Annotated in this window: 27 protein-coding genes; 12 read left to right on the top strand and 15 right to left on the bottom strand. The window is 74.8% G+C overall.

Features of this window, described 5'->3' with window-relative positions; genetic code table 11:
• Positions 1–43 precede the first annotated feature (43 nt).
• A complete protein-coding gene (locus G8D98_RS08545) occupies positions 44–1,738 on the top strand; it encodes an alkaline phosphatase D family protein (RefSeq protein ID WP_166101703.1) in 1,695 nt (564 codons plus the stop codon).
• On the opposite strand, the gene G8D98_RS08540 is transcribed toward G8D98_RS08545, so the two are convergent.
• Positions 1,735–2,025 carry a WXG100 family type VII secretion target gene (locus G8D98_RS08540; RefSeq protein ID WP_166101701.1) on the bottom strand — a complete coding sequence of 97 codons (291 nt, stop codon included), beginning with the start codon at positions 2,023–2,025 and terminating at the stop codon, positions 1,735–1,737. The two genes, G8D98_RS08545 and G8D98_RS08540, sit on opposite strands and share 4 nt — an antisense overlap.
• Positions 2,026–2,140: 115 nt before the next feature.
• Here G8D98_RS08540 and G8D98_RS08535 point away from each other — a divergent pair, with 115 nt between their 5' ends.
• Positions 2,141–2,914, top strand: a complete 774-nt coding sequence (locus tag G8D98_RS08535) for a DUF4031 domain-containing protein (protein ID WP_166101698.1) — start codon at positions 2,141–2,143, stop codon at positions 2,912–2,914.
• On the opposite strand, the gene G8D98_RS08530 is transcribed toward G8D98_RS08535, so the two are convergent.
• From G8D98_RS08530 to G8D98_RS08505, 6 genes are all read right to left on the bottom strand, one after another.
• Positions 2,895–3,551, bottom strand: coding sequence for an HD domain-containing protein (locus G8D98_RS08530; RefSeq protein WP_166101695.1), 657 nt, complete (start codon positions 3,549–3,551; stop codon positions 2,895–2,897). The genes G8D98_RS08535 and G8D98_RS08530 overlap by 20 nt on opposite strands.
• Before the next feature lie 36 nt (positions 3,552–3,587).
• Positions 3,588–5,492 carry a DUF2339 domain-containing protein gene (locus G8D98_RS08525; protein ID WP_166101693.1) on the bottom strand — a complete coding sequence of 635 codons (1,905 nt, stop codon included), beginning with the start codon at positions 5,490–5,492 and terminating at the stop codon, positions 3,588–3,590.
• An 84-nt stretch (positions 5,493–5,576) separates the two neighbouring features.
• A complete protein-coding gene (locus G8D98_RS08520; protein ID WP_166101690.1) occupies positions 5,577–6,968 on the bottom strand; it encodes a S1C family serine protease in 1,392 nt (463 codons plus the stop codon).
• A 67-nt stretch (positions 6,969–7,035) separates the two neighbouring features.
• Positions 7,036–8,481, bottom strand: coding sequence for a sensor histidine kinase (locus tag G8D98_RS08515; protein ID WP_166101687.1), 1,446 nt, complete (start codon positions 8,479–8,481; stop codon positions 7,036–7,038).
• Positions 8,481–9,194 (bottom strand): response regulator transcription factor, encoded by a 714-nt coding sequence (locus G8D98_RS08510; protein WP_166101685.1) that lies wholly within the window; start codon positions 9,192–9,194, stop codon positions 8,481–8,483. The genes G8D98_RS08515 and G8D98_RS08510 overlap by 1 nt, the downstream gene beginning before the upstream one ends.
• Before the next feature lie 73 nt (positions 9,195–9,267).
• The gene (locus tag G8D98_RS08505; protein WP_166101682.1) at positions 9,268–9,855 is read right to left on the bottom strand and encodes a hypothetical protein; all 588 of its coding nucleotides are present in this window, start codon (positions 9,853–9,855) and stop codon (positions 9,268–9,270) included.
• 99 nt (positions 9,856–9,954) lie between these two features.
• Here G8D98_RS08505 and G8D98_RS08500 point away from each other — a divergent pair, with 99 nt between their 5' ends.
• Positions 9,955–10,893, top strand: a complete 939-nt coding sequence (locus tag G8D98_RS08500) for a hydroxymethylglutaryl-CoA lyase (RefSeq protein ID WP_166101680.1) — start codon at positions 9,955–9,957, stop codon at positions 10,891–10,893.
• On the opposite strand, the gene G8D98_RS08495 is transcribed toward G8D98_RS08500, so the two are convergent.
• Complete coding sequence (locus G8D98_RS08495) at positions 10,861–12,246, bottom strand: MFS transporter (protein WP_229661835.1); 1,386 nt, start codon at positions 12,244–12,246, stop codon at positions 10,861–10,863. The genes G8D98_RS08500 and G8D98_RS08495 overlap by 33 nt on opposite strands.
• A gap of 191 nt (positions 12,247–12,437) precedes the next feature.
• Here G8D98_RS08495 and G8D98_RS08490 point away from each other — a divergent pair, with 191 nt between their 5' ends.
• Positions 12,438–12,836 (top strand): cold-shock protein, encoded by a 399-nt coding sequence (locus G8D98_RS08490; RefSeq protein WP_187566713.1) that lies wholly within the window; start codon positions 12,438–12,440, stop codon positions 12,834–12,836.
• Complete coding sequence (locus G8D98_RS08485; RefSeq protein ID WP_166101674.1) at positions 12,833–13,582, top strand: DUF3027 domain-containing protein; 750 nt, start codon at positions 12,833–12,835, stop codon at positions 13,580–13,582. Before G8D98_RS08490 ends, G8D98_RS08485 begins: the two co-directional genes overlap by 4 nt.
• A gap of 22 nt (positions 13,583–13,604) precedes the next feature.
• Here G8D98_RS08485 and G8D98_RS08480 read toward each other — a convergent pair whose 3' ends face one another.
• Positions 13,605–13,868: a DUF2530 domain-containing protein gene (locus G8D98_RS08480; RefSeq protein ID WP_205859738.1), complete on the bottom strand. Its 264-nt coding sequence runs from the start codon at positions 13,866–13,868 to the stop codon at positions 13,605–13,607.
• A gap of 73 nt (positions 13,869–13,941) precedes the next feature.
• On the opposite strand from G8D98_RS08480, the gene G8D98_RS08475 reads away from it, so the two are divergent.
• The 4 genes from G8D98_RS08475 to G8D98_RS08460 all read left to right on the top strand — a co-directional run bounded on the left by G8D98_RS08475 (position 13,942) and on the right by G8D98_RS08460 (position 17,441).
• Positions 13,942–15,441 carry an NCS2 family permease gene (locus tag G8D98_RS08475; protein WP_166101672.1) on the top strand — a complete coding sequence of 500 codons (1,500 nt, stop codon included), beginning with the start codon at positions 13,942–13,944 and terminating at the stop codon, positions 15,439–15,441.
• Between the two features lie 158 nt (positions 15,442–15,599).
• Complete coding sequence (locus tag G8D98_RS08470; RefSeq protein ID WP_187566715.1) at positions 15,600–16,022, top strand: MarR family winged helix-turn-helix transcriptional regulator; 423 nt, start codon at positions 15,600–15,602, stop codon at positions 16,020–16,022.
• Positions 16,019–17,326, top strand: a complete 1,308-nt coding sequence (locus tag G8D98_RS08465) for an MFS transporter (RefSeq protein ID WP_166101670.1) — start codon at positions 16,019–16,021, stop codon at positions 17,324–17,326. Before G8D98_RS08470 ends, G8D98_RS08465 begins: the two co-directional genes overlap by 4 nt.
• A complete protein-coding gene (locus tag G8D98_RS08460) occupies positions 17,286–17,441 on the top strand; it encodes a hypothetical protein (protein WP_166101668.1) in 156 nt (51 codons plus the stop codon). The genes G8D98_RS08465 and G8D98_RS08460 overlap by 41 nt, the downstream gene beginning before the upstream one ends.
• 7 nt (positions 17,442–17,448) lie before the next feature.
• On the opposite strand, the gene serC is transcribed toward G8D98_RS08460, so the two are convergent.
• From serC to G8D98_RS15470, 3 genes are all read right to left on the bottom strand, one after another.
• A complete protein-coding gene (gene serC / locus G8D98_RS08455) occupies positions 17,449–18,576 on the bottom strand; it encodes a phosphoserine transaminase (protein ID WP_166101666.1) in 1,128 nt (375 codons plus the stop codon).
• Between the two features lie 168 nt (positions 18,577–18,744).
• Complete coding sequence (locus tag G8D98_RS08450; protein WP_166101663.1) at positions 18,745–19,857, bottom strand: citrate synthase 2; 1,113 nt, start codon at positions 19,855–19,857, stop codon at positions 18,745–18,747.
• A 131-nt stretch (positions 19,858–19,988) separates the two neighbouring features.
• Positions 19,989–20,870, bottom strand: coding sequence for an NYN domain-containing protein (locus tag G8D98_RS15470; RefSeq protein WP_166101662.1), 882 nt, complete (start codon positions 20,868–20,870; stop codon positions 19,989–19,991).
• A 123-nt stretch (positions 20,871–20,993) separates the two neighbouring features.
• Between G8D98_RS15470 and G8D98_RS08440 the strand changes: the two genes are divergently transcribed.
• Together G8D98_RS08440 and pdxH are read left to right on the top strand one after the other, a co-directional pair.
• Complete coding sequence (locus tag G8D98_RS08440; protein ID WP_308788815.1) at positions 20,994–22,274, top strand: MFS transporter; 1,281 nt, start codon at positions 20,994–20,996, stop codon at positions 22,272–22,274.
• Positions 22,275–22,327: 53 nt separating this feature from the next.
• The gene (pdxH, locus tag G8D98_RS08435; protein WP_166101659.1) at positions 22,328–23,005 is read left to right on the top strand and encodes a pyridoxamine 5'-phosphate oxidase; all 678 of its coding nucleotides are present in this window, start codon (positions 22,328–22,330) and stop codon (positions 23,003–23,005) included.
• A gap of 10 nt (positions 23,006–23,015) precedes the next feature.
• Here pdxH and G8D98_RS08430 read toward each other — a convergent pair whose 3' ends face one another.
• Genes G8D98_RS08430 through G8D98_RS08420 form a run of 3 tightly spaced genes read right to left on the bottom strand, consistent with a single transcriptional unit; the run spans position 23,016 to position 25,091 of the window.
• On the bottom strand, positions 23,016–23,540 hold the full coding sequence (locus tag G8D98_RS08430) for a HEAT repeat domain-containing protein (RefSeq protein ID WP_166101656.1): 525 nt from the start codon (positions 23,538–23,540) through the stop codon (positions 23,016–23,018).
• A 49-nt stretch (positions 23,541–23,589) separates the two neighbouring features.
• A complete protein-coding gene (locus G8D98_RS08425; RefSeq protein WP_166101653.1) occupies positions 23,590–24,354 on the bottom strand; it encodes an SDR family NAD(P)-dependent oxidoreductase in 765 nt (254 codons plus the stop codon).
• Positions 24,351–25,091 (bottom strand): hypothetical protein, encoded by a 741-nt coding sequence (locus G8D98_RS08420; protein WP_205859737.1) that lies wholly within the window; start codon positions 25,089–25,091, stop codon positions 24,351–24,353. Before G8D98_RS08420 ends, G8D98_RS08425 begins: the two co-directional genes overlap by 4 nt.
• Positions 25,092–25,195: 104 nt before the next feature.
• Here G8D98_RS08420 and G8D98_RS08415 point away from each other — a divergent pair, with 104 nt between their 5' ends.
• Complete coding sequence (locus G8D98_RS08415) at positions 25,196–26,410, top strand: MFS transporter (RefSeq protein WP_229661836.1); 1,215 nt, start codon at positions 25,196–25,198, stop codon at positions 26,408–26,410.
• Positions 26,411–26,418 lie beyond the last annotated feature (8 nt).

The following is a 26,418-nucleotide window of genomic DNA, read 5'->3' as shown; positions in this document are numbered from 1 at the left end:
CAGTCTAGATCGCCGCACGGGGGGACAGTGCAGGATGGGGGTCATGAGCCATCCCGCCGCCGGCGACGACCATCCGCTCGTCCTCGGGCCCCTCCTGAGGTACGTCGACGCCACCTCGGCGACGGTGTGGGTCCGCACCGCGCGGGCCGCCTCGGTGAGCGTCCGGCGTGCCGGGCGCACGTGGAGCGCCCCGACGTTCGGCGTGCACGGGTCGCACTACGCGCTCGTCGTCTGCGAGGGCCTCGAGCCCGGCAGCGACGACCCCTACGAGGTGCTCGTCGACGAGGAGCCCGAGTGGCCGCTCGAGGGGGCGCCGCCGAGCCGCATCCGCACCCTCGACCCGGGCCGGCTGCCCTCGTTCGCCTTCGGGTCCTGCCGCACGACGGGCAGCCACGACGCGGAGGGGGTCGCCGAGCACGGGGTCGACGCGCTGCGCAGCCTCGGGGTGGCCCTGCGGGACGACCCGGGGGCCGGCTGGCCCGACCTGCTCCTGCTCCTCGGGGACCAGGTCTACGCCGACACCACCCCCAACCCGCAGCTGAAGGAGTTCATGCGCTCGCGGCGCAGCCTCAAGGAGCCGCCCTACGAGGAGATCAAGGACTACCCGGAGTACGACGAGCTCTACCGGCTCACCTGGGCCGAGCCGGTCGTGCGCTGGCTGCTGTCGACCCTCCCGTCGGCGATGATCTTCGACGACCACGACATCCGCGACGACTGGAACACCTCGTGGGCCTGGCGCCGCGACATCCGGGCGACGAGCTGGTGGCAGGAGCGGATCGTCTCCGGGCTGGCGTCGTACTGGGTCCACCAGCACATCGGCAACCTCTCACCGGCCCAGCTCGCCCGCGAGGAGGTCTACCGCGGGGTCCTCGAGCATGCCGCGTCCGGCGCCGCGGGAGAGCTCGACCTCACCGAGGCCCTCGAGGCGCTCGCGACCCGCGCGGACGCCGAGCCCGAGACCTACCGGTGGAGCCACACCCGCGAGCTCGGCGACTGTCTCCTCGTCGTCCTGGACTCGCGGGCCGCCCGCGACCTGCAGCCCGACCACCGCTCGATGCTCGACCCGGTCGAGACCCGCTGGCTCGACGACACCCTCCGTGGCGGCTACCGGCACGTCTTCGTCGGGACCTCGCTGCCCTTCCTGCTGCCGCCGGGGCTGCACGACTTCGAGGCCATCGACGAGGCCGTCGCCCAGGGAGCCTACGGTCGGCCCTTCGCGCATCTCGGCGAGCAGCTGAGACGCAGCGTGGACCTCGAGCACTGGGCGGCGTTCAACTCGGGGTTCGACGAGGTCTTCGAGATGGTCATGGACCTCGCGCGCGGGCACCGCGGCGAGGCGCCGGACAGCATCACGTTCCTCTCCGGCGACGTCCACAACTCCTACTTCGCCGAGGTGAGCGACGTCGGCCAGTACGGTGCGCGCTCCCGGGTGACCCAGGCGGTGTGCTCACCCATCCGCAACCCCATGCCGCGGGGGGTGCGGGTGATGATGTCGATGCTCGCGCGCTCGCTCGTGCGGCCGATGCGATGGCTGCGCGCCCGCTCCGAGCGGGCACCCGACCCGGCCTACCCGTGGACGGTCACCGAGGGGCCGTGGTTCGACAACAACGTCGCGCTGTGCCGGGTGCTGCCCACCGGTCTCGAGCTGACGTGGGTGACGGGCATGGTCGAGGGCACCGACCACGACCACCCCTGGCTGCGGGTGGTGTCCACGGTGCGGCTCGACCCACCGGGCTAGGAGAACATCCGCACCGCCTGGGCCTCGGTCTCCGCGTACTGCGTCCCCGCGGCGCCGAGGACCTGGCCGATCGAGTCCAGCGAGTCGCGCACCTGCTGCTGTGTGGCACGCCACTGCTCGACGACCCCCTGGAACTGGGCCGACGCGGTGCCCGTCCAGGCGTCCTGGAGCCCGGTGAGCCGGGCGAGCATGACCCCCACCTGGCCCTCGATCTCGGCGCTGATGCGCGCGACGTCGCCGGACGCGGCCGCGATGCGGTCGGTGTCGACCTGGAACTGTGCTGCCATGAGGGAACCTCCTGCCCGGCCGGCCCCGGTGGCCGGCCCGTCGCCACGACGCTAGGCGCTGCGCGGCCCGGCGCCGCAGGGTTTTCCACAGGGGGAGGGCGTCTAGGCTCGGTGGGTGGCCATCCTCGTCGACCCGCCCGCGGTCGAGGCGTACGGGCGCCGCTGGTCCCACCTCGTCAGCGACGCCAGCCTCGAGGAGCTGCACGCCTTCGCCCAGGGCTGCGGCCTGCCCCGCCAGGCGTTCGAGGGCGACCACTACGACGTGCCCGAGGAGCGTTACCCGTCCGTCGTCGCGGCGGGCGCCCGGCCGGTCAGTGCCCGTGAGCTGCTCGCCGCGCTGCTCTCCAGCGGGCTGCGCATCCGCAAGCGCCGGGGCGACAAGGGCGTCGCCCGGGTGCTCGGCGTGGGCTTCCCGGACGGCACCCGGGCGGACGTCGACCTCATCCGCTCCCCCCGGGAGGTGCCGCCGGCCCGGGTCTTCGCCGCGATGACCTTCGTGCGGGACGCCGCGGGGCACCATCTCGTCGTGCACTCGGTGCGCCGGGACCAGTGGGGTCCCCCCGGCGGATGGCGGGAACCGCCGGAGACGGTGCGCGAGAACGCCGTCCGTGAGCTGCGGGAGGAGACGGGCCTGGTCGTCGACGTCGGGGAGCTGCGACCGGTGGGGTACGAGCGGTTCCACCACCGGGGCGACGGCCGATGGCGGCCCGGCCAGGACCTCATGCAGCTCTACACGGTGCACCTTCGCGCCGAACGGCCCCCGCTGCTGCCCGGTGCGGCGGACGTCGACGGTCGCCGGTGGGTCACCTGGCCGCAGCTGCGGACCCTGTGCGGCGAGGACTTCTACTGGCCCGTGCTCGAGGCGACGCTCAGCCCGCCAGCCGGGTGAGCTCGCGCGCGAGGTTCTCCCGGGCCGCCGGCTCCCACCTCCCGCGGGCGTACGGGGTGCGGAACACGTGCCGACGGGCCAGGAGCGGTCGCAGCACCCGCGTGCGGCCCGCGGCGTACACGGGCGCCGCGAGGTGGGCGTACTCCGCACGCACCTGCGCGCAGTAGGCGTCGAACCGGGCCACCGGGGCGGCGAGGACCCACAGGTCGGCGTCGTGGAGCACGGGCCGTGCCGGGTCGGGTGGGTCGGCGGGCAGCTCGTGGCGCGCGGTGTCGAGGACGAGGGTGCCGACCCGGCCGACCAGCACGTCCTCGGCGCCGAGACCGGTGAGGACGTGCCCGGCGAGGTCGGCGCTCGCGCGCTCGTTGCCCTCCGGGTCGGTGACCGAGTAGACCGCGTCGTGGAACCAGGCCGCGAGCCGTGCGGCGTCCCGGCCCTCGGGGCCGAGGTGCTCGGCGCGGGCGAGCCGGTCGACCGCGGCGAGGACCTCGCCCAGGTGGGTCACGCCGTGGTAGTGGCGGTGCGGCTCGCGCCAGCGGCGGGCGAGGTCGGCACCGGCGGACGCGACCAGGGTGGCGTCGGCCTCGGGCAGGGCGGCGCGGCAGTCCGCGGCCCAGCGAGCCTCCACGCTGTCCACCGCGCCACTGTGGCACAGCCGCGCGCCGGGGGCGGCTCAGGTGCGCGTGCGGACCCGCTCCCAGGCTCGCGCGTACCGGCTGCCGGTGGCGAGCAGGAGCAGCCCGGCGGCGATGAAGGCGACCGAGCGGACGACGCCGTCGAGGGCGGCCAGGTCGAAGAGGAACAGCTTGGTCACGGCGACGGCGCTGAGCAGCAGGCCGCTGCGCAGCGCGAGGTCACTCGTCGACGGACGGGCCAGCGAGTGCAGGAGGAGGCCGGCGGCGGCGCCCACCCAGGTCACGGTGGCCAGGGCGTGACCCGTCGTGAACCCGGTGCCCGGCCCGCCGAGACGCTCGCCCACGAGGGTCGAGATGCTGACGAGCACGGTTGCGGTGCTGGCCAGCCCGACGACCCACCCGATGACGGTGGCCACCCGGCGGGTCTCGACGGGCAGCTCGGTGGCCCTCGAGGCCGCCCACCACCCGACCGCGACGACACCGGCGGCGAGGACGCTGTCGAGGGCCGCGACCGCCAGGTCGTGGTGGGTCGCGAGCTCGGCCGACACCATGGCGACCGGGTGGCCGAGCCAGCCGAGCAGCGCCACCGCCGAGACGCCGGCACCCAGGCCGAGGGCGACCCGCGAGCGGCTCCCGGCCGCCACCGCGAGATGCCCGAGGGCCAGCGCCAACAGCCCGGTGCCCGCGAAGCCCCGCGGTGCACCGTCGAGCACCGCGAGCACGGCCGCCACCGCGCCGCCGGTGGCGACCGAGACGACGAGGTGGCCGGCGACCGGCCCGGCAGGTGGCCGCGAGAGCGCCGCGGCGGCCAGAAGGAGGACGACGGCGATGACGGCGTAGGCCAGGGTGCGGGTCGAGCCCGGCTGCGCGCTGCCGACGGCGAGCGTGCCGACGGTGACCAGGGCGAGGGCCGCGCTCGCGGCGAGGTCGTCCGCGTCTCCCCGGACCGACACCGCCGAGGTGGCGAGCGTCGTGCCGAGGACGAGAAGGGCCACGAGCAGGAGTGCGCGGTGCTCGGTGGCCCCGGACCCGACACCTGCTCCGGCGAGGAGGGAGAGCGCGACGGGGACGGTGCGTGTGACGGTCAGCCACGGGGCCCGCCGGCCCGCCCCCGCCCACCACCCGACGAGCGCGAGGATGCCGAGGACGGCCGAGAGCAGCCACCCGGGCCTCCCCACCACGACGGGCGCGAGCGAGCCGGCACCGGCGACCATGAGGACCGCCAGCAGCTCGCTGGCCCACCGCCGGGCGACCGCCAGCCCGGCGACCGCCACGACGAGGCACAGCACGAGGCCCGGCACCGCCGGGAGCCAGCCGTAGGCCGTGGTGGCGGCGACGACGTCGAGGTAGGCGGCTGCGGCGCCGGTCGCGACGAGCGCCACCGGCGCGCTCCCGACGGGACCGCCGGTGCTCCGGTCGCGCGCCCCTCCGCGCACGCCGAGACCACCGAGCAGCACCGCGAGGAGCGCGCCGGCGCTCACCCGGGCCCCCGGCCCGAACCAGCCGTGCCGGACCGCAAGGACGAGCAGCATCGCCACCCCCGAGAGGGTGACGACGGCGCCCGCCACCGCGAGGGCCCGCGTGACGGCCCCGTCCCGCTGGTACCACGGGACGTGCGGGAGCGCCGGGCCCGTGGGAGGCGGCAGCGCCGGACCGCCCGCGTGTGGTGCGGACGGCCCGGCGTCCGCCCCGGTCACCGGCCCCCCTACGGCCGGCGGCGGGACGGGTCGGGCCTCGCGGCCCGACGGCGCGGCGGGTGACGCAGCCGCCCGCAGCGCCGGGTCGGGGCCGCCGGTGGCGGCACCCACCGGGGCGGGCGCCGCGTGCCCCTCCCGGTCGAGGTCGACGCGCAGCCGGGCGAGCCCGTTGCCCACGGCGTACATCCGTTGCATCGCGTCCGCGAACTCGACCTCGAGCCGCGCCACGTCGTCCCGGTGCGTCATGCCACCAGCCTCGGGCAGACGCGAACGGGGCGCCTGAGCACGGCTACTCAACCGTGCCCGGGCGCCCCGGACGGGGTGGTCTGCTCAGTCGGTGGTGTCCGCGGCGGCCGCCAAGGTGGCCTTGACCTCGATGCTCTCGCCGTCACGCAGGACGGTGAGGGTCACCGTGCTGCCGACCGACTGCTCCCGGACGTACCCGACGAGCGACTCGGCGGAGTCGACGGGGTCGCCGTCCAGCGCGATGATGACGTCGCCCTTCTGCAGGCCGGCCTTCTCTGCCGGGGTGCCCGACTCGACCTGGGCGATCTCGGCACCGGCGCGGGTCGCGGAGCCGTCGGAGGCGGTGCCGTCCTGCGGGTAGACCCCCAGGTAGGCGTGCTGGGCGGTGCCGGTGTCGATGAGCTGCTCGGCGATCGAGCGGACCTCGGTGACCGGGATCGCGAAGCCGATGCCGATGCTGCCGGACTGGCTGCTCGAGGACCCGAGTGAGGCGATCGAGGAGTTGATGCCGACGAGCTGGCCGGAGGCGTTGACGAGCGCCCCGCCGCTGTTGCCCGGGTTGATCGCCGCGGAGGTCTGGATCGCGTTCGTCACGACCGGCTCGGACTGCTGCTGCTGGTAGCCGCCGTTGAACGGGTCCTGCTGCTCGGACTCGGACTCGGTGGTCACCGGGCGGTTCAGCGCGCTGACGATGCCCGTGGTCACCGTGCCGGCGAGGCCGAGCGGGTTGCCGACGGCCATGACGGGGTCGCCGACCTCGAGCTCGTCGGAGTCGCCCATGGCGATCGGGGTGAGGTCGCTCGGGGCGTTGTCGATGGTGATGACCGCGAGGTCGGTCGAGGAGTCGGTGCCCTTGACCTGCGCGGAGAAGGTCCGCCCGTCGCTCAGGGTCACCTGGAGGCTCTGGGCGCCCGAGACGACGTGGTTGTTCGTCACGACGTGGCCGGAGGAGTCGATGATGACGCCCGAGCCCTGGGCCTCGCCGTTGCTCAGGGTCGCGGTGATCGCGACGACGCTCGGCGCCACCGCGTCGGCCGTGGCCGCCCAGTCCGGGGCGGAGGCGTCGGCCTGCTCGACCGGTGCCGTGTCCGTGCCGCGGCCCAGCTGGGTGGTCGAGGACGCCGTCGACGTGGTCGAGGCGCCGTCGTCACCCAGCCGGGTCGCGGCGTAGGTGCCGCCCGAGGACAGGAGGGCGGCGAGCACCGCGACGCCGACGAGCTCGGCGACGCGGCGCCGTCCGGTCCCGGAGGAGGGGGTGGCCGGGGAGCCGGACGACCCCGCCGACCCGGCCGGCCCCGACGGAGGGGGAGGGGCGGCCGGGTCGGACGGGGCGTTCTCGGGGTGCTGGGCGGGAGGGAGGGGCTCGGTCGACGTCCCCGGTGCCGCGGGGGCGGCGGGCTCGCCGCCGGGGTTGTACCACTGGGGGGCGGTCCAGTCCCCGGTCCTGCGGCCGGTCGTGTCGGGGTGGTCGTTCATCGCCGGTGTCGCTCCTTCTGCTCGGCTACGTCCCCGAGTCAACGCCCCCGAGGTGGACGCCCGCTGGTCACCGGCTGAGAGTCCGCTGTGGGAAACGGACGACGAACGTGGCGCCCCCGCCGGGGGTCTCGGCGACGCCCACCCGTCCGTGGTGTCCGGCGACGATGGCGGCGACGATCGCCAGGCCCAGGCCGGTTCCGCCGCCGGCGCCCCGCCCGCGCGAGGGGTCGGCGCGGAAGAAGCGTTCGAAGACCCGGGTGGCGATGTGCGGGGGGACGCCGTCGCCGTGGTCGCGGACCTCGAGGCAGGCCTGGCCCTCCTGGGTCCCGACCGCGACCTCGACCGGCGTCCCGGCGGGCGTGTGCCGCAGGGCGTTGGCGACGAGGTTGGTCACCACCTGACGCAGCCGGGGCTCGGACCCGAGCACCGGGGTCGGCTCCACGGGTCCGCCGAGGCCGACGAGCGCGATGCGCCGCTCGGGTGCCCGCGCGCGGGCGTCAGCGACGGCGTCGGCAGCGAGGACGGTGAGGTCGACGTCGCTCGGCTCGACCTCGGGCTCCTCGTCCAGCCGGGCGAGGGTGAGCAGGTCCTCGACGAGCGCGCTCATCCGGTCCGACTCGGCCTCGATCCGCTCCATGGCCGCCCCGACCTCCTCCCCGTCCCGCACGGCGCCCTGGCGGTAGAGCTCGGCGTAGCCGTGGACGGTGGCCAGCGGCGTGCGCAGCTCGTGGGAGGCGTCCGCGACGAACTGGCGCATCCGCTCCTCGCTCGCCTCCCGGACGGCGAAGGAGGACTCCACCTGCGCGAGCATCGCGTTGAGGCTGCGCGAGAGCGAGGTGACCTCGTCGTCGGCCTGGCGGACGGGGACCCGCTGGGTGAGGTCACCGGCGGCGATGGCAGCCGCGGTGTCCTCGATGCGGCGCAGCGGCCGGAAGGCGCGGCGCACGGCGAAGTGGCCGAGGACGACGGACAGGACCAGTGCCGCGGTGCCGAGCAGCCCCGTGGAGACGAGCAACCGGGTCACGGTGTGCGAGACGGGCTCCAGCGGGGCTCCGACGGCGACCACTGCGTTGCTGTCGGCGACCCGGGCGGCGATGAATCGCCACTGCACGGCGCTGCCCTGGGACCCGACGGTGAACGGCTGCTGGGTGCGCACCCGAGCATCCGTGGGGTCGAGGAGCGGGAGGTCCGGCTCCGCGCTCTGGTCCTCCGGGAGCCGGGTGACCTGCCCGCCGCCGCTCTGCAGGACGAACGCGTAGCTCGTGGGCAGGGTCTGGTCCGAGCGGTTCTGCAGGTCGGCGATGGCCTGGGTGGCGACCGGGTTGAGGACGCTGCGCAGCTCGGCGTCGACGCGGGCGTCGAGGTCGCTCTTGAGCAGGTAGGCGGTGACCATGCTCGTGAGCAGCAGCGCCGCGCCGACGAGCAGCCCGACGATGAGCAGCAGCCGGGTGCGCAGCGGCACCGCCTCGAGCCGGTGCAGGAGCCGGGGAGGGGTGCGGGGGGAGCGCCCCATCAGGCGTCGGGGGGCAGGCGCAGGACGTACCCGACCCCGCGCTTGGTGTGGATCAGCGCCGGGGAGCCCTCGAGGTCGATCTTGCGGCGCAGGTAGGAGATGTAGGACTCGACGATGCCCGACTCGCCCCGGAAGTCGTAGTCCCAGACGTGGTCGAGGATCTGCGCCTTGGACAGCACCCGGTTGGGGTTGAGCATGAGGTAGCGCAGCAGCTTGAACTCCGTCGGGCTGGTCTCGATGACCCGGCCGGCGCGGCGGACCTCGTGGGAGTCCTCGTCGAGCTCGAGGTCCTGGAAGCGCAGCACGGTCCGGCCGTCGTCGACGTCGCCCCGGGTGCGTCGCAGGACGGCGCGGATGCGGGCGACGACCTCCTCGAGCGAGAACGGCTTGGTGACGTAGTCGTCGCCGCCGACGGTGAGCCCCTTGATCTTGTCGTCGACCGAGTCGCGGGCGGTGACGAAGACGATCGGCAGCTGGCGCCCCTGGTCACGCAGCCGGCGGGTGACGGTGAAGCCGTCCATGTCCGGGAGCATGACGTCGAGGACACACAGGTCGGGCTGGTGGTCACCGGCCACCTGCAGGGCCTCCGAGCCGCTCGCCGCGGTGGCGACGTCGAAGCCGGCGTAGCGCAGCGAGGTCGCGAGCAGCTCGCGGATGTTGGGCTCGTCCTCGACGACGAGCAGCCGCGCCTCGGGGGAGGGGGATGCGCTCACGGCTCCCAGTCTCGCCCCCGAGCCTGGGAGCCCGCTGGACGTGGGCTGGGCGTGCCGTGGGCGCCCGCCGGCCTCAGGGGCTCGTGGAGAACGACGCGGCGGCGAGTCCGACGATGGCGAGGAAGCCGAGGATGCACAGCCCGACGGCGGCGGCGAAGGCGATCCACCCGAAGCGGGCCATCCGACGCGCCCCCTGCGGGTCGGCGGAGTGCTTCGCCAGGCCGATGATGCCGAGGACGAGCGCCGGCACGAAGAGCAGCCCGACGATGAAGACGATGCCGACGAGGACGGCGAGCCCGGAGACGATCGTCAGCACGAGGGCGCTGGTGTTCGTGCCCGGCGCCGCGGGCGCGCCAGCGGCGCCGTACGGAGCCGGGGGGCTCGGGTAGCCGGCGACGCCGTAGGGCGAGCCGGTCGGGGAGGCGCTGCCGTACGGGGACGGCGGCGCAGGCGGGAGCGTCTCGGCGGTGGCTCCCGGCGGGGGAGGGGGCGGGGGCACGTCGTGGCCCGAGGCGGCCGGTGGCGCGAACGGGGCGGTGCCCGGGTCGACGACCTGGGTCTGCTCGGCCGGCGGCGTGCCGGCCTCGTCCGCGGCGTCCGGCTCGGCGTCGCGCAGCGGAGGCGGGGCGGTCGGGTCGCGGTAGTCGTCGGAGCTGCTCACGGTGTCGGTCCCCTCGGCATCGGTGCGCGGCCCGGTCCGGCCGCCTCGTGCAGAGTAGCGGCCCTGTGCGCGCCGCGTCGGCCGTGTCAGGATCGGGACATGAGCCGCGCACTGCCTCAGGTCGAGCCGGACCCCTCGCTGCCGGAGGAGGTCACGGTCTACGAGGTGGGCCCCCGCGACGGGCTGCAGAACGAGAAGGCGACGGTGCCGACCCAGGTGAAGGTGGAGTTCGTCCGCCGGCTCGCCGCCGCCGGGCTCGGGACCATCGAGACGACGTCCTTCGTCGACCCGCGCTGGGTGCCGCAGCTCGCCGACGCCGAGGAGCTGCTCGGCCTGCTCGGCGACGAGGGGAGGGGTGCGCGCCGGCCGGTCCTCGTGCCGAACGTCCGCGGCCTCGACCGGGCGCTGGCAGCGGGCGTGGGGGCGGTCGCGGTCTTCGGCAGCGCCACCGAGACCTTCGCCCGCAAGAACCTCAACCGGGGGCTCGAGGAGTCCGTGGCGATGTTCGCGCCCGTCGTCGAGCGGGCCCGCGCGGAGGGTCTGTGGGTGCGGGCCTACGTCTCCATGTGCTTCGGCGACCCCTGGGAGGGGCCGGTCCCGGTCGCCCAGGTCGTCGACGTCTGCCGACGGCTCATGGACCTCGGGTGCGACCAGCTCTCGCTCGGGGACACCATCGGGGTCGGCACCGTCGGGCACGTCCACCGGCTGCTCGAGGCCCTCGCCGCCGTGGGGATCGGGCCGGAGCGGGTCGGGGTGCACTTCCACGACACCTACGGCCAGGCGCTGGCCAACACCCTCGCGGCGCTGCGCGACGGCGTCACGGTCGTCGACGCCTCGACGGGCGGGCTCGGGGGCTGCCCCTACGCGAGGTCGGCGACCGGCAACCTCGCGACCGAGGACCTCGTCTGGGCGCTCGAGGGCGCCGGGGTGCGGACCGGTCTGCGGCTCGACGCGCTTGTCGAGACCTCCCGGTGGATGGCTGAGCGCCTCGACCGGCCCTCACCGTCACGCGTCGTGCGGGCCCTCGCCGGCGGCTGACCCGACCACCGGCGGAGGGCCGTGGACGCCGTTGACCTCGGGGGTCACCGTGCGCTCCAGCGCGAGCGCCAGCAGCGCCACCCCGACGAGGCAGCCGAGCAGGACGGCGACGAACACGCCGCCGAGGTGCCGCTCGAGCAGCGCGCCGGCCGCGACGGGCGCGGTGACCGCGCCAACCTGGAAGGCCATCGCGGAGACCGCGTTGTAGCGACCACGGTCGCGGTCGTCGGCGAGGTCGTTGACGATGGCCGGGACGGTGGGCTGCAGCAGGGTCTCGCCGAGCCCGAAGACGACGTGGAAGACGACGACGCCGACCGCGGCCGCGGCGGTGCCGGCGACGAGCCCGGTCGCCCCGAGCAGGGACCAGGCCAGCGCCCACAGGGCGACGAGCACGAGGAAGACCCGGGTGCGCCGGCGGCCGTCGATCCGGCGCAGCACGAGGAACTGCAGCAGGACGATCACCGCGGTGTTCGCCGCGAAGGCGAACCCGATGGTGCGGGTGGAGACCTCGCTCACCTGGCGGGCGAAGGCGGGGAAGCCGGCCTCCATCTGCCCGTAGCCGACGAAGCTCGACAGGAACGTCAGCGCCGTGACCCACCACACCGCGGGCCGGCGGAGCACGACGAGGTAGCTGCCCGTGCCCCCGCTCCCGCCCCCGGGGTCGGGCGGCGGGCGGCTGGCGACGTGCCGCAGGGGCCCGAGGAGGACGGCGACCGGGACGAGGACGCACACGGCGTCGGCGAGGAAGATGGCGGTGAACGTGCCCGGCCGCTGCACGTCGGTGAGGAAGCCGCTGAGGACCCCGCCGACGCCGATGCCGAGGTTGACGAGGGCGAAGTTGACCCCGAAGTACTGGGTACGCAGCCGTCCCTCGACGAGGCCGGCGATCATCGCGTTGAAGGCCGGCCAGCCGACCCCGAAGCTCACCCCGAGCAGCGTGACGGCCGTGACGAACGCGGGCATCGTCGTCGCGAACGCGAGCACCGCGGCCCCGAGGACCTGCGCGAGCAGGCCGGCGACGACGACCGGGCGCGCGCCGAGCCGGTCGGTGAGGATGCCGACCGGGGCGGTGACGACGAGCGCGACGGCCGCGATGAGGCCCATGAGCAGGCCGGCGACGTCGAGGTCGACCCCGCGCACCTCGTGCAGGTAGATCACCGTGAACGGCAGGGTCATGCCACGGCCGAGGGTGGAGACCGCCGTCGTCGAGAGCAGCCACCGCCCGGGGCGGGGGAGGGCCCGCCAGAACCCCCGCACGGTGAGGTGTGGGCCGGGCGCCGACCCTGCCACCGCCGCCGCGTCGAGGTGGCCACCGGGCCGCTCGTCCGGACCGGTGGCGGGCGGCTCGGACACGGCAGCAGGCTGCCACGGGCCACCGACACCCGGCGAGCGGGTTTCGCCCCCGAGCCGTCGCGCCGGGGCGCTCCCGTCACCGACGACCGGGGCGGGCGAGAACCCATGGGCGCCGTGGCGCCCGGAGCGGTTAGCCTTGTCGCTGGTGCCCGTGCGGGCGCCGAGGCAGCAACCGACGGATGAGGTGGACGGTGCCGACTGGCAAGGTGAAGTTCTTCGACGCCGAGAAGGGCTTCGGCTTCGTCTCCGACGAGGCCGGCGAGGGGGACGTGTTCGTCCCCGCCTCAGCGCTGCCCGCGGGCGTCACCGGTCTCAAGAGCGGCCAGCGGATCGAGTTCGACGTCGCCGAGGGGCGCCGGGGCGCCCAGGCGCTCTCCGTGCGCCTGCTCGACCCGGCCCCGTCGGTCTCGGCCAACCGCCGGGTGCGCGACCGCAAGCCGACCGAGGAGATGGTCGTCATCGTCGAGGACGTCATCAAGCTCCTCGACGACGTCTCGGAGTCGCTGCGCCGTGGTCACTACCCCGACCGCGCCCACGGCAACAAGGTTGCCCAGGTGCTGCGCGCCGTGGCCGGGGACCTCGAGCTGTGAGCGCCGCCTCCGCCGCCGTGCGGCCCGACGCCACCCTGCGCGGTGCCGTCGAGGTCGCCCGTGCGGCGCTGCTCGACGTCGCCGAGCCCGGCGCCGTCGGTGAGCACCTCGGGATGGTCATGGAGGCCGAGCGGCTCGCCACCCACTACTTCGCGTGCGAGTCCCGGGCCTACCGGGGCTGGCGCTGGGCGGTGTCCGTCGCGCGCGTCGCGCGTTCGCGCACGGTCACGGTCTGCGAGACCGACCTCGTCGCGGGGGAGGAGGCGTTGCTCTCACCGACGTGGGTGCCCTACGCGGCGCGGCTCGCTCCCGGCGACCTCGGGCCGGGCGACGTCACGCCGTACGTCGACGCCGACCCCCTGCTCGAGGAGGGTTGGGAGGCGACCGGCGAGGAGGACGTCGACGCCGTCGCCCTGTGGGAGCTCGGCCTCGGCAGGCCGCGGGTGCTCTCGGCCGAGGGCCGCGACGCGGCGGCCCGGCGCTGGTACGAGGGCGAGAACGGCCCTTCGGCGCCGGTCGCGGCCAAGGCGCCGATGCCCTGCTCGAGCTGCGGGTACCTGCTGCCCATGCGGGGGGCCCTGCGCGCCGTGTTCGGCGCGTGCGCCAACGCCTGGTCCCCGTCCGACGGGCGGGTCGTCAGCCTCGACCACGGCTGCGGGGCGCACTCCGAGGCCGATGTCGAGCCGCCGGCCCCCGAGCAGGTCCTGCCCCCGATCCTCGACGACGACTCCCTCGAGGTCTCCTGACGTCCGCGGCGGCGGCCGGTGGTCAGCCGCCCGCGGCGGCACCCCGGCCCCGGCGCACGTACCAGCCGGCGAAGGCCCCGATGGCCAGGCCGCTGACGCACGCCCAGGGCCACCACGACCGCTCACCGGTGTGCAGCGCCGGGACCGCGAGGGTCACGACGAGGGCCAGCGCCCACAGCGCGCTGCCGACGAGGACGACCGTCATCGGCGGCAGGTCCGGGGGGTCGACCGGCGCGGACTCGCCGAGGGCGCCGTGGTCGCGCTCGTGCGGGGCGGGCTCGCTCACCGGGCCAGCGTAGCCATCTGCTCGTCACACCCCTGAAACCCGCCCGGGCCGGGCCACCACTACCCTGCTCGCCATGGCCGAGACCACGACGACCGCCGGGCACACCGGGCGGGCACCCCACGGCGCCCTCGAGCGCTTCTTCCACATCCACGAGCGCGGCTCCACGGTGGGCCGCGAGGTCCGCGGTGGCGTGGCCACGTTCTTCACGATGGCCTACATCGTCGTCCTCAACCCGCTCATCCTCGGGTACGTCCAGGACGCCGACGGTCGCTTCCTCGGCGGTGGCGACGCGCCGAACCTCGCCGCCATCGCCGCGGGGACGGCGCTCGTCGCCGGCGTCCTCACCATCCTCATGGGGGTCGTCGCCAACTACCCGCTCGCGCTCGCGACCGGCCTGGGCCTCAACGCCTTCGTCGCGTACTCCGTCGCCAGCCAGATGACCTGGGCGGACGCGATGGGCCTCGTCGTCCTCGAGGGGCTGATCATCCTCGTGCTCGTCCTCACCGGCTTCCGGCAGGCGGTGTTCCACGCGGTGCCCGCCCAGCTCAAGGTCGCCATCTCCGTGGGCATCGGGCTGTTCATCGCCCTCATCGGCCTCGTCGACGCGGGCTTCGTGCGGCGGGCCGCGAGTGGCAGCGTGCCCGTCGAGCTCGGCGTCGGGGGGCAGCTGGCCGGCTGGCCCACGCTCGTCTTCGCCCTCGGGCTCGTCCTCATCGTCGCGCTGTGGGTGCGCCGGGTGAAGGGCGCGATCATCATCTCGATCATCGCGATGACCGTCGTCGCCTTCGTCATCGAGGCGATCGCCAAGGTCGGCCCGACGGTCACCGGCGTCGACGACGCCGGCAACAACATCGTCAACCCGCTCGGCTGGAACCTCAACGTGCCCGCCTGGCCGGACACCGTCGACCCGATCAGCTTCGGGACCCTCGGTGAGTTCAGCCTGCTCGGCTCCTTCTCGCGGGTCGGCATCGTCGCCACCGTGCTGCTCGTCTTCACCCTCATGCTCGCCGACTTCTTCGACACCATGGGCACGATGACCGCCATCGGCGCCGAGGCCGGGCTGCTCGACGAGGAGGGCAACCCCCCGAACACCGAGCGCATCCTCGTCGTCGACTCGCTCGCGGCGGCCGCCGGCGGTGCGGCCGGTGTCTCGTCGAACACCTCCTACATCGAGTCCGCCTCCGGTGTCGGCGAGGGCGCCCGCACGGGCCTGGCGTCCGTCGTCACCGGTGTGCTCTTCCTCGTCTCGGTGGTCTTCGCGCCGCTCGTCAAGGTCATCCCCAACGAGGCCGCGGTGCCCGCCCTCGTGCTCGTCGGGTTCCTCATGATGCAGCAGGTCAAGGAGATCTCCTGGGACGACCTCGAGATCGCCGTCCCGGCCTTCCTCACGATCATCCTCATGCCCTTTACGTACTCGATCACCGTCGGCATCGGTGCCGGCTTCGTCGCCTACGTGCTCATCAAGCTCGTGCGGGGCAAGGTGGGTCAGATCCACCCGATGATGTGGCTCACCGCGGTCCTCTTCCTCGTGTACTTCTTCATCGACCCGATCACCCAGCTCGTCTCCGGCTGAGGCGCTCCGGCCACGACGCCCGCTCCCACAGCGTGGGGGCGGGCGTCGTCGTGGGCGGCACCCGTCGGTGCGTGGAATAGTTAGCCACGGTAATGAGTTGTGCTAACTACCGATGACGACCACAGCTGGAGACCCCCGTGCCCGCATCCTCTGCGACGATGACCCGTGCCCAGAAGGACCGCCTGACGAGCGACCTGCGGATGGTGTGCATGCGGGTCTCGCGGCGGGTGCGCTTCGAGAGCACGACGGAGGTCGCCCCGCACCAGTTCTCGGTGCTGGCCCGGCTCGAGGACGGTCCGCGCACCCCGAAGGAGGTCGCGGACATCGAGCAGGTGTCGGCACCGAGCATGAGCCGCACCGTGTCCGGGCTCGTCGAGCGTGGGCTCGTCGACCGGGCCGACGACCCGACCGACGGGCGCCAGGTCATCCTGTCCCTGACCAAGGCCGGTCGGCAGACCATCCGGGAGACGCGCCGGCGCCGCGACCAGTGGCTCGCGACGCGGCTCGAGCGGCTGACCGACGACGAGCGCGCCCTGCTGTGCCGGGCCACCGAGCTCCTCGAACGCGTGGCCGCCGAATGAGCCCCACCTTCACCTCGCTCGAGGTCCGCAACTACCGGCTGTGGTTCCTCGGTGGGTTCGTCTCCAACGTCGGGACGTGGATGGGCCGGGTCGGGCAGGACTGGCTCGTCCTCACCGTCCTCACCGCCGGGTCCGCGACGGCCCTGGGGATCGTCACCGGGCTGCAGTTCCTCCCGTTCCTCCTCCTCGCGCCCTGGTCCGGGCTCATCGCCGACCGCTTCCCGCGGCGGCGCATCCTCCTGCTCACCCAGACGATGCTCGCCCTGACGAGCCTCGTGCTCGGCGTCCTCGCCGTCACGGGCACCGCGCGGCTCTGGCACGTGTACACCATCGCGCTCGTCCAGGGCGTCACGACCGCCATCGACAACCCGGCCCGGCAGGTCATCGTCTCCGAGATGGTGCCGCCGGAGAAGCTCGCCAACGCGGTGGCGCTCAACTCGGCGTCGTTCAACGCCGGGCGGCTCATCGGGCCCGGGCTGGCCGGGCTCGTCATCGCCTGGTGGGGGACCGGTGAGGCCCTGCTGCTCAACACCCTGACGTTCGTCTTCGTGCTCGGTGCGCTCGCGATGCTCAGCGTCTCCGAGCTGCGCTCACCGGCCCGGGCCACCGGCCGCGGCGGCATCCGGGAGGGGTTCGCCTACGTCCGGCACCGCCGGGACATCCAGCTCGTCATGCTCCTCGTCTTCGTGCTCGGGACGTTCGGGCTGAACTTCCAGATCACCACCGCGCTCGTGGCAACCCAGGTCTTCGACAAGGGGGCCGGGGAGTACGGGCTGCTCGGCTCGGTCATGGCCGTCGGCTCGCTGAGCGCGGCGCTGCTGTCGGCCCGGCGTCGGCGCCCGCGGCTGCGCGTCCTCCTCCTGGCGCTCGTCGGCTTCACCCTCGCCGCGGCCGCCGCGGCGGTGGCCCCGTCGTACTGGACCTTCGCCGTCGCGCTCGTGCCCGTCGGGCTCGCCGCCCTGACCGCGCTGACCACCGCCAACGCCATGGTCCAGACCCGCGTCGCACCGGAGATGCGCGGACGGGTGATGGCGCTCTACATGGCGATCTTCATGGGCGGCACCCCGGCGGGTGCGCCGATGATCGGCTGGGTCTCCGAGCAGCTCGGGCCCCGGTGGACCATCGGGGTCGGCGCGCTGGCCGTCGGCCTCTCCCTCGTCGTGGTCTCGGTCTGGCTAGCCCACGCCGAGAACGTGCGGGTCAGCTACGAGTCCCAGCGCCGCCCACGGGTCGACGTCTCGACCGCCCCGCTGCCCCGGGAGCGTGAGGACGCGCGCGTACCGGTGCCGGAGGCGGCGCGGTGACCGCGCGCGGCCCGGGGATACTGACGAGGTGACCCCGAACTTCCGACGGCGGATGACGCTCGGCGTGCTCGCCGTCCTCGTCCTCGTCGCGGTCCTCTACGCGGTGGCCCGCTGAGGGCCCCTCAGGAGAGGTGGTCGACGACGTACTCGACACACGCGGTGAGCGCCGAGACGTCGTCGGGCTCGACCGCCGGGAAGCAGGCCACGCGCAGCTGGTTGCGGCCGAGCTTGCGGTAGGGCTCGACGTCGACGACCCCGTGGGCGCGCAGCGTGCGCGCCACGGCGGAGGCGTCGACCGACTCGTCGAAGTCGACGGTCGCGACGACCCGGCTGCGGTGGTCGGGGTCGGTGACGTACGGCGTCGTGTACTCGGTCTTCTCGGCCCACTCGTAGAGCCGGCCGGAGGAGTCCGCGGTGCGGGCGGTCGCCCACTCGAGGCCGCCGTTGCCGTTGAGCCACTCGACCTGGTTCGCGAGCATCGCGAGGGTCGCGACCGCCGGCGTGTTGTACGTCTGGTCCTTGCGCGAGTTGTCGATCGCCGTCGGCAGGCTGAAGAAGTCGGGCACCCAGCGGCCGGCGGCGCTGATCTCCTCGACCCGGGCGAGCGCGGCCGGCGAGAACAGGGCGAGCCAGAGCCCGCCGTCGGAGGCGAAGGACTTCTGGGGCGCGAAGTAGTACACGTCGGCCTCGCGGACGTCGACCGGCAGGCCGCCGGCCCCCGAGGTGGCGTCGACGAGCAGGAGGGCGTCGTCGTCGGCGCCCTCGACCCGGCGCACCGGGCACATGACACCGGTGGAGGTCTCGTTGTGCGCCCACGCGTAGACGTCGACGCCGGCCTCCGCCGTCGGCTCGGGGCAGGTGCCCGGCTCGGACGTGATGACCGTCGGCTCGCCGAGGAAGGGGGCCTTGCGCGTCACGGCGGCGAACTTCGAGGAGAACTCGCCGAAGGACAGGTGCTGCGCGCGGTCGCGGACGAGCCCGAAGGCGGCGATGTCCCAGAACGCCGTGGAGCCGCCGTTGCCGAGGACGACCTCGTAGCCGTCGGGGAGGTCGAAGAAGGTGGCCAGCCCCTCACGCACGGACTTGACGAGGTTCTTCACCGGCGCCTGGCGGTGCGAGGTTCCGAGGACGGTCCGGCCGATGGCGGAGAGCGCCTCCACCTGCGCCGGACGGACCTTGGAGGGTCCTGACCCGAACCGGCCGTCGGCGGGCAGCAGGTCGGCGGGGATGGTGACGGGTGCGTCGCTCACGTGTCTCTCCGTGGTCGGTCGGGCGCCGGCCGGGCCGGCGCGGCGGGGCGGTCTCACCCCGCTCGTGGCCGGGCCGTCGACGGCGACCGCGGCCGGCACCATCCTCACAGGCCGTGTCCGGGGAGCGGACGCCGGGTCCACCAGATGGGCGCCCGGTGACCGCCGCCCTCAGGAGGCGCGGAAGCCGGCCACCTCCGAGAGCGGCCGCGGCCCCGGGCCGACGTAGCGCGAGCTCGGCCGGATCAGCCGCCCGGTGCGCTTCTGCTCCAGGACGTGGGCCGACCAGCCGGCCGTGCGCGCGCAGACGAACAGCGGCGTCATCATCTCGGCGGGGACCTCGGCGAAGTCGAGCAGGACGGCCGCCCAGAAGTCGACGTTGGTCTCCATCCGGCGCTCCGGGTGGCGCTCGGCGAGCTCGGCGATGGCGGCCTTCTCCAGCTCGAGCGCCACCTCGTAGCGGGGGGCGCCGAGGCGCCGGCAGGTCTCGCGCAGCACGGCGGCGCGCGGGTCGTAGGCGCGGTAGACCCGGTGCCCGAAGCCCATGAGCCGCTCCCCGCGCTCGAGCACGGAGCGGACGTAGCGGGTCGCGTCGCCCATCTGCTCGACGCCTTCGATCATGTGCTGGGCCCGCGACGGGGCGCCGCCGTGCAGGGGGCCGGACAGCGCGCCGATGGCCCCGGAGAGGCAGGCGGCGACGTCGGCGCCGGTCGAGGCGATGACCCGCGCGGTGAACGTCGAGGCGTTGACCCCGTGCTCGGCCGCGCTGATGAAGTAGGCGTCGATGGCCTCGACGTGCTTGGGGTCGGGCTCACCGCGCCAGCGGATCATGAACCGCTCGGGGATGGTGCGGCCCTTGTCGACCTCGGACTGGGGCACCATCGGGCGGTCCTGGCCGTGGGCGGACTGGCCGATGAACGAGATCGCCATGACCGAGGCCCGCGCGAGGTTGGCGCGCGCCTCGTCGTCGTCGATGTCGAGCAGCGGCTTGAAGCCCCACACCGGTGCGAGCTGGGCGATCGCCGACTGGACGTCGACCCGGATGTCCCCGGTGTGCACGGGCAGCGGGAACGGCTCGGCGGGCGGCAGGCCCGGGTCGAGCTTGCCGTCGACGAGGAGCCCCCAGACCTGCCCGAAGGAGACCGTGCCGACGAGGTCGTTGAGGTCGACGCCGCGGTAGCGCAGCGCTCCACCCTCCTTGTCCGGCTCGGCGATCTCGCTCTCGAAGGCGATGACGCCCTCGAGACCGGGGTAGAAGTCCGGGTCCGTGGTGGTGGCGGTCATGGGCATCCCCGTTTCGCTCGTCGCCGGTGTCGGGCGGGTTCATTGTGCCCGCCGGCCGTCCCGGGGCGCACCGGCGGGGGCCGGCGCGCGCCTGTGGGCCTCCCCGGGGACGCCCTGCGGGCCAGGGGGCCTCAGCCGGCCCGCGGGTCGCGCACGGCCATGTCGGGCGAGCCTGCGTCGCGGACCTCGAACAGGTCGGTGGCCTCGATGAGCCTGCTCAGCTTCGCGTAGCCGTAGTTGCGCGAGTCGAAGGAGGACTGGTTGGAGATCCGCTGCCCGACGGTGCCGATCTTCGCCCAGCCCGAGTCGTCCGCCGCGCTCTCGACCGCACGCCGCAGCAGCGCGACGAGCCGGGTGTCCCGCCGCAGCTGGGTGCGGGTGGCTCGTTCCGGTGACGTGCTCGCCGACTTCTTGGCCGTCGTGGCCGCGCGCTTGGCCGCCGCCTTGGTCGCCCCGCCCTCGGCGGCCGTCCCGCTCTCCGGCGTGCCGGCGGCGCTCGTCGTGCGCCGCGAGCGTGCGGTGCGCGCGCTCGCGGGCTGCTCGCCGGTCTCCGCGGACCCGTCGGCCTGGCCGCTCGGCGCCGAGAGCCGGTCGAGGACGAGGAAACGGGTGCAGGCGCTCTGGAACGCCGAGGGCGTCTTGGCGTCGCCGAACCCGTAGACGGCCACCCCGTGCTCGCGCAGGTGCATGACCAGCGGGGTGAAGTCGGCGTCGGAGGACACGACGGCGAAGGCGTCCGGCCGCTGGGTGTGCAGGATCTCCACGGCGTCGACGGCCAGGGCCATGTCGCTGGCGTTCTTGCCCTTGGCGGGGTCGAACTGCTGCATCGGACGGATCGCGTTCTCGTGGAGGACCTCCTGCCAGCCCTTGAGCTCGGACTTGGTCCAGTTGCCGTAGGCGCGGCGGATCGTCGTCTCCCCGAGAGCGGCCAGCTCGTTGAGGATGACGTCGAGCCGGCGCGCTCGGGCGTTGTCGGCGTCGATGAGCAGGGCGATCCGTGCGGAGTCGGTCATGCCGCGAGGCTAGCCCGCGGCGGCGACGCCGTGCAGCACGCCATGGGGCGCCCCGGGGTCGGCCCCGGTGCCTCGGCGTGGACGCCCCCCGAGCGCGGGGTGCGCGTGGGCGATGATGCGCCTGTGCTGCGCTCGCTCCTGCCGGACCTCACCCCCTTCCGGCGCAGTGCCGACTACCGCCGACTGTGGACGGGCTTCACCCTCTCCAACGTCGGCTCGCAGATGGCGGTCGTCGCGATCGGCCTGCAGGTGTACGACCTGACGGGGTCCACCGCGTCGGTCGGCGTCGTCGGTCTGTTCGCCCTCGTGCCGCTCGTCGTCATGGGGCTGTACGGCGGTGCGCTCGCCGACCACCACGACCGCCGCCTCGTCGGCCTCGTCTCGACGCTCGTCGCGTTCGGCGCGAGCGTCGTCGCGGCCGGGCAGGCGTGGGCCGGGCTGTCCTCGGTCACCCTGCTCTACGCCGTCGTCGCGCTCTGGAGCGGGGCCTTCGCGGTCTCCTCGCCGGCCCGCTCGAGCATCTACCCACGCCTGCTCGACCCCGAGCTGCTGCCGGCGGCCAACGCGCTGTCGGTCTTCGCCATGAACACCGCCCTCACCGCCGGCCCGCTGCTCGCCGGGGTCCTCGTCGACTGGGGCGGCTACCGCGCGGCGTACACGACCGACGCGGTGCTCACGCTCGCCGCGCTGAACAGCCTGTGGCGGCTGCACCCGGTGCCCCCGGACCGCGGCGAGGGGGAGGTGGCCCGCCGGGTGGGCCTGCGCTCGGTCCTCGACGGGTTCGCGTTCCTGCGGACCGCGCCGAACGTGCGGATGACGTTCGTCGCCGACATCGCTGCGATGCTGCTGGCCCAGCCGCGGGTGCTCTTCCCGGCCGCGGGGGCGGTGATCCTCGGCGGCGGGGCCTCCACCGTCGGGGCGCTGTACGCCGCGGCGGCCGTCGGCGGCATCGTCGCGATGACGTTCTCCGGCCGGCTCGGCGGGGTGCGCCGGCAGGGCACGGCGATCCTCGTGAGCGTCGCGGGGTGGGGGGTCGGCATCAGTGGGCTCGGCGTGGCCCTCCTCGGGGCCGGGGGAGCGCTCACCCGCGAGCAGGCCCTCGTCGGTGCGCTGCTCGCGATGGGGTTCGCCGGGGCGGCGGACTCGGTGAGCGCGGTGTTCCGGACGACGATCCTGCAGGCGGCCGCACCGGACCGGATGCGGGGACGCCTCCAGGGCGTCTTCGTCGTCGTCGTCGCGGGGGGCCCGCGGCTCGGTGAGCTCGCCGGCGGTGGGGTGGCCGAACGCCTCGGGGAGGGCTGGACCGCCGTCTGGGGAGGCGCCGCGTGCGTCGTGGCGGTGGTCGTCCTCGGCCTCGTCCAGCCCGGCTTCGTCCGCTACGACGCCCGCCACCCCACCCCCTGACGCCCGGGCAAGGGCCCGGTGCCCGCCGGCGTCGGTGGGCCTAGGGTGACGGCATGGACCCACGGCGCCTCGACTACACCGGCGAGGGGATCGGCGAGGACGAGCTCCTGGCCACCCCCTACGCGCAGGTCCGGGCCTGGGTGGACGCGGCCGTCGCGCGCTCGTCGTCCGCACCGGACGTCGTCGAGCCGCTGGCGGCCGCGGTGGCCACCGTCGACGCCGAGGGCCGGCCCAACGTGCGGACGGTCCTGCTGCGCTTCCTCGACGAGCGCGGCCCGGGCTTCGTCACCGCCCTGACCTCGACCAAGGGCCGGGAGATCGCGGACAACCCGCGGGTCGCGGCCGGGCTCACCTGGCCGGCGATGTACCGCGCCGTGCGCTTCCGCGGGGTCGCGGTCGAGCTCGACCGCGACGAGGTCGCCGAGTACTGGCGCTCGCGGCCGTGGGGGTCGCGGATCTCCGCCTGGGCCTCGCAGCAGTCGCAGCCGGTGTCCTCTCGCGCGCAGCTCGAGGCGGCGGCGCGGGCACGCGCCGAGCAGTTCCCGGACCACGGTGGTGCCGACGACGTGCCGGTGCCCGACTTCTGGGGCGGGTACCGCGTCGTCTGCGACGAGGTCGAGCTGTGGGGTGGCCGCCGGGACCGGCTGCACGACCGCATCGTCTACCGCCGGGTCGGCGAGGGCGACCTCGGGGACGCCCTCTCGTGGGAGGTCTCGAGGCGCCAGCCGTGAGCGCGTGCGGTCACCCGCCGAGCTCGGCGAGGTGGCCGGCCGCCTTGCGACGCACGGACGCCGAGCGGTGGCCCGTCTGCACCTCGAGCAGCGGCACGACCCGTGCCCGCTCGAGCAGCCCCGCCCGCACGAACCCGACGAGGGTCGCCATGGACTGGGCCGCGACGATCCAGTCGACGTCGGTGCTCGTGAGCCGCTCCCGCAGCCAGGCGACGGCGGTGGCGCGCCGGGAGGCGGTGAGCGGGAGCTCGCCGAGCAGCTGGGCGACGTGCCACTGGACCGACGGCTGGTCGCTCCCGGTCAGCTCGGTGAGGACCCGGTGGATGTACGGAACCCCACGGTCGGGGTCCTCGCGGACGAGCTTCTCGAAGGTGTCGACGGCCCGCATCCGCACCCAGGCGTCGTCGTCGGCGATGCACGCGAAGAGCTCCCCGGTGCGCGCGTCGTCCGTCCGCAGGTGGGCGAGCACCTCACCGGCCCGACCGAGGGCGTTGGTGTGGCCGCCGGCCGCGAGCACCTGCGCGAAGGGCTCCATGTCCCGAGGGTAGGGCGCGCGTCGGGCCCACGGCGCGAGCGCGGCGCCCTCACGAGGGGAGGCGGTGGACCTTGTGCGGTGCGGCCTGGGCCCGGGGCTTGAGGACGAGCAGGTCGACGTTGACGTGCGCCGGACGGGTGGCCATCCACACGACCGCGTCCGCGACGTCCTCGGCGACGAGCGGGCCGGGCACGCCGGCGTACACCTGCTCGGCCCGTTCGCGGTCACCGTCGAAACGGGTCAGCGCGAACTCGTCGGTGTGCACCATCCCCGGCGCGATCTCGGTGACGCGCACGGGCTGGTCGTAGAGCTCCAGGCGCAGGGTCTCGGTCATGACGTGCACGCCGTGCTTGGCGACGGTGTAGCCACCGCCACCCTCGTACGCGAGCAGGCCGGCGATCGACCCGACGTTGACGACCACCCCGTCGCCGCCGGCCGCGACGAGGGCGGGCAGGAGGGCCTTGGTGACCCGTAGCGTGCCGAGGACGTTGGTGTCGTACATCTGCTGCCACCGCTGCACGTCGGCCTCGGCGACGGGCTCGAGGCCCAGCGCCCCGCCCGCGTTGTTGACCAGGACGTGGACCCGCTCGCCGGCGACGGAGGCCAGCCGGGCGACGGCGTCGTCGTCGGTGACGTCGCAGGCCACCGGGACGCCGTCGACCTCTCGGGCCAGGGTCTCGACCCGGTCGGCACGTCGGGCAGCGCACACGACGCGGTAGCCCCAGGCGGCGAGCAGGCGGGCGGTGGCGGCGCCGATGCCGCTGCTCGCCCCGGTGACGACGGCCGTGGGCCGCGGGGCTCCCGGCTCGCTCACGGCTGCTCCCGTGGCCGGACCCGGGTGGGGTCGACGGCCAGCCAGGTCGCCACGCTGCGCCCGAGCAGCTCGCCCTCGCTCGTGTGGACGCTGCTCGCCGAACGGTGCTTGCGCCCCTCGGCTCCCCGCGGCCACGCCGTGACGACGAGCTCCTCGCCGGGCGTGGGCACGCGCCACACCCGGGCCGTCATCGTGCCGAGGACCATGGGTCGCCCGGCGACACCGGCCGACCACCCTCCCGGGCAGTCGAGCGCGGCCCAGACCATCGGGCGGTCGACGTCCTGCGGTGCCCGCCACGTCGTGGCATATCGCCCCGTGCCGTCCGTCAGGGGGCCGGGAGCCAGCCGCAGCCCGTCGCCGGGCTCCCGGTCGGTGCCGCAGACGAAGCACGTCGGGAAGGGGTGGGCGTGCCGGCCCTCGAAGCGCTGCTCGGCGGCGCGTGCGGCCTCGAGCGGCGCGGGGGCCGGGAGTGGCTGGTCCAGCTCGGCGACGCTCGCGGCGGTCGCGACGAGGACGTCGCCGTCGAGCAGGCGCAGCGTGGCGCCCGCGGCGAGCAGCTCCCCGGAGTCACCGACCACCGGGAGCGGCCGGTCCAGCGGGGGCGGGGCGTTCAGGCGTACCGTCACCGCGGGGTGCTCGCCCGTCGTGCGGACGTGCCCGGCCAGCGTGCCGCTGACCCACCCGCCGTTGCCGGAGTCGGGCGGCCCACGGAAGCGGCGGGGGACGGTGATCTCCACGCCGGCCAAGGTACCCACGTCGCCCCGCCCCGACCTGTGGCGTCGGTCACGCCGGGGACGTATCTTTATGTCAAGTATCTTGAGGTCGAATGAAAGGAGGACCGGTGAGCGAGCCGTTCTCGCTGCGCGGCGTCGCGGTGCCCGCGTTCGGGCCGACGGCCCTGTGGTCGGTCGGTCTCGGCGCCACCCAGCCCGTCGTGGCGCTCAGCGCCCGCGACCTCGGCGCGACCGTGGCCGTGGCGGCCCTGTTCGTCGGCATCGGGACGGTCAGCGAGCTGGTGTCCGCGGTGCCCTCCGGCGTGTTCGTGGACCGGGTCGGCGAGCGGCGCGCCCTCGTCCTCGCCGGCCTGGCGGACGCCGCGGCGGCCCTGCTCGCCCTGTGCGCACCCTCGCTGTGGGTCCTCGGCCTGGCGGTCGCGCTCTCCGGCCCGACCGGTGCCGTCTTCCTCCTGGCCCGGCAGTCCTACCTCACCGCCGCCGCTCCCGAGGCCGTGCGGGCCCGGGCCATGTCGACCCTCGGCGGGGTGGCCCGGGTCGGTCTGTTCGTCGGCCCGCTGCTCGCCGCGCCTGCCGTCCACCGCTTCGGCGCCCAGGCGGCCTTCGCCGTGGCCGTCGTCGCGGGCGTGCTCGCTGCGGGGGTGGCGGCCGCCTCACCGGACCTCACGGCCCACGACGGCGGTGCCCGGCCGGACCGCAGCGCGGACCGGGTCCCCGTGCGCGAGGTCGTGCGCCGCCACCGCGGGGTGCTGCTCACCGTCGGGCTCGGGGTGCTCGCCCTGGGGCTGGCCCGCTCCTCGCGGGTCGTCGTCGTCCCGCTGTGGGCCGAGAGCATCGGGCTCACCGCGGCGCAGACCTCGCTCGTGTTCGGCGCCGCGGGGCTCGTCGAAGTCCTCCTGTTCTACCCGGCCGGCTCGCTCATGGACCGCCGCGGCCGGGTGTGGGTGGCGCTGCCGGTGACCGTCCTGCTCGGCCTCGGTCTGCTCGTGCTGCCCCTGACGGCGAGCCTCGCCGCCGTCGGGAGCGTCGCCGTCGTCATGGCGGTGGGCAACGGCCTCGGCTCGGGAATCGTCATGACGCTCGGCGCCGACGCCGCGCCCGTGCACGGGCGCGCGCCCTTCCTGGGGGTCTGGCGGTTGCTCTCGCTCGTCGGGCACAACGGGGCCGCGGTGCTCGTCGGGGCGGTCGCGGCGCTCGCCTCCATCGGGGCCGCGAGCGTCGTCGTCGGCGCGCTCACCCTCGCCGGCGGCGGGTGGCTGCTGTGCTGGCTTCCGCGCTACGACCCGCGCCGGCGCGGCCGCGATGTCCTCCCGGCAGATTAGGCTGGCCT

The organism is Phycicoccus endophyticus, assembly GCF_011326735.1.
GTDB classification, from domain to species: Bacteria; Actinomycetota; Actinomycetes; order Actinomycetales; family Dermatophilaceae; genus Phycicoccus; species Phycicoccus endophyticus.
This window is presented reverse-complemented; position numbering and strand designations above follow the sequence as displayed.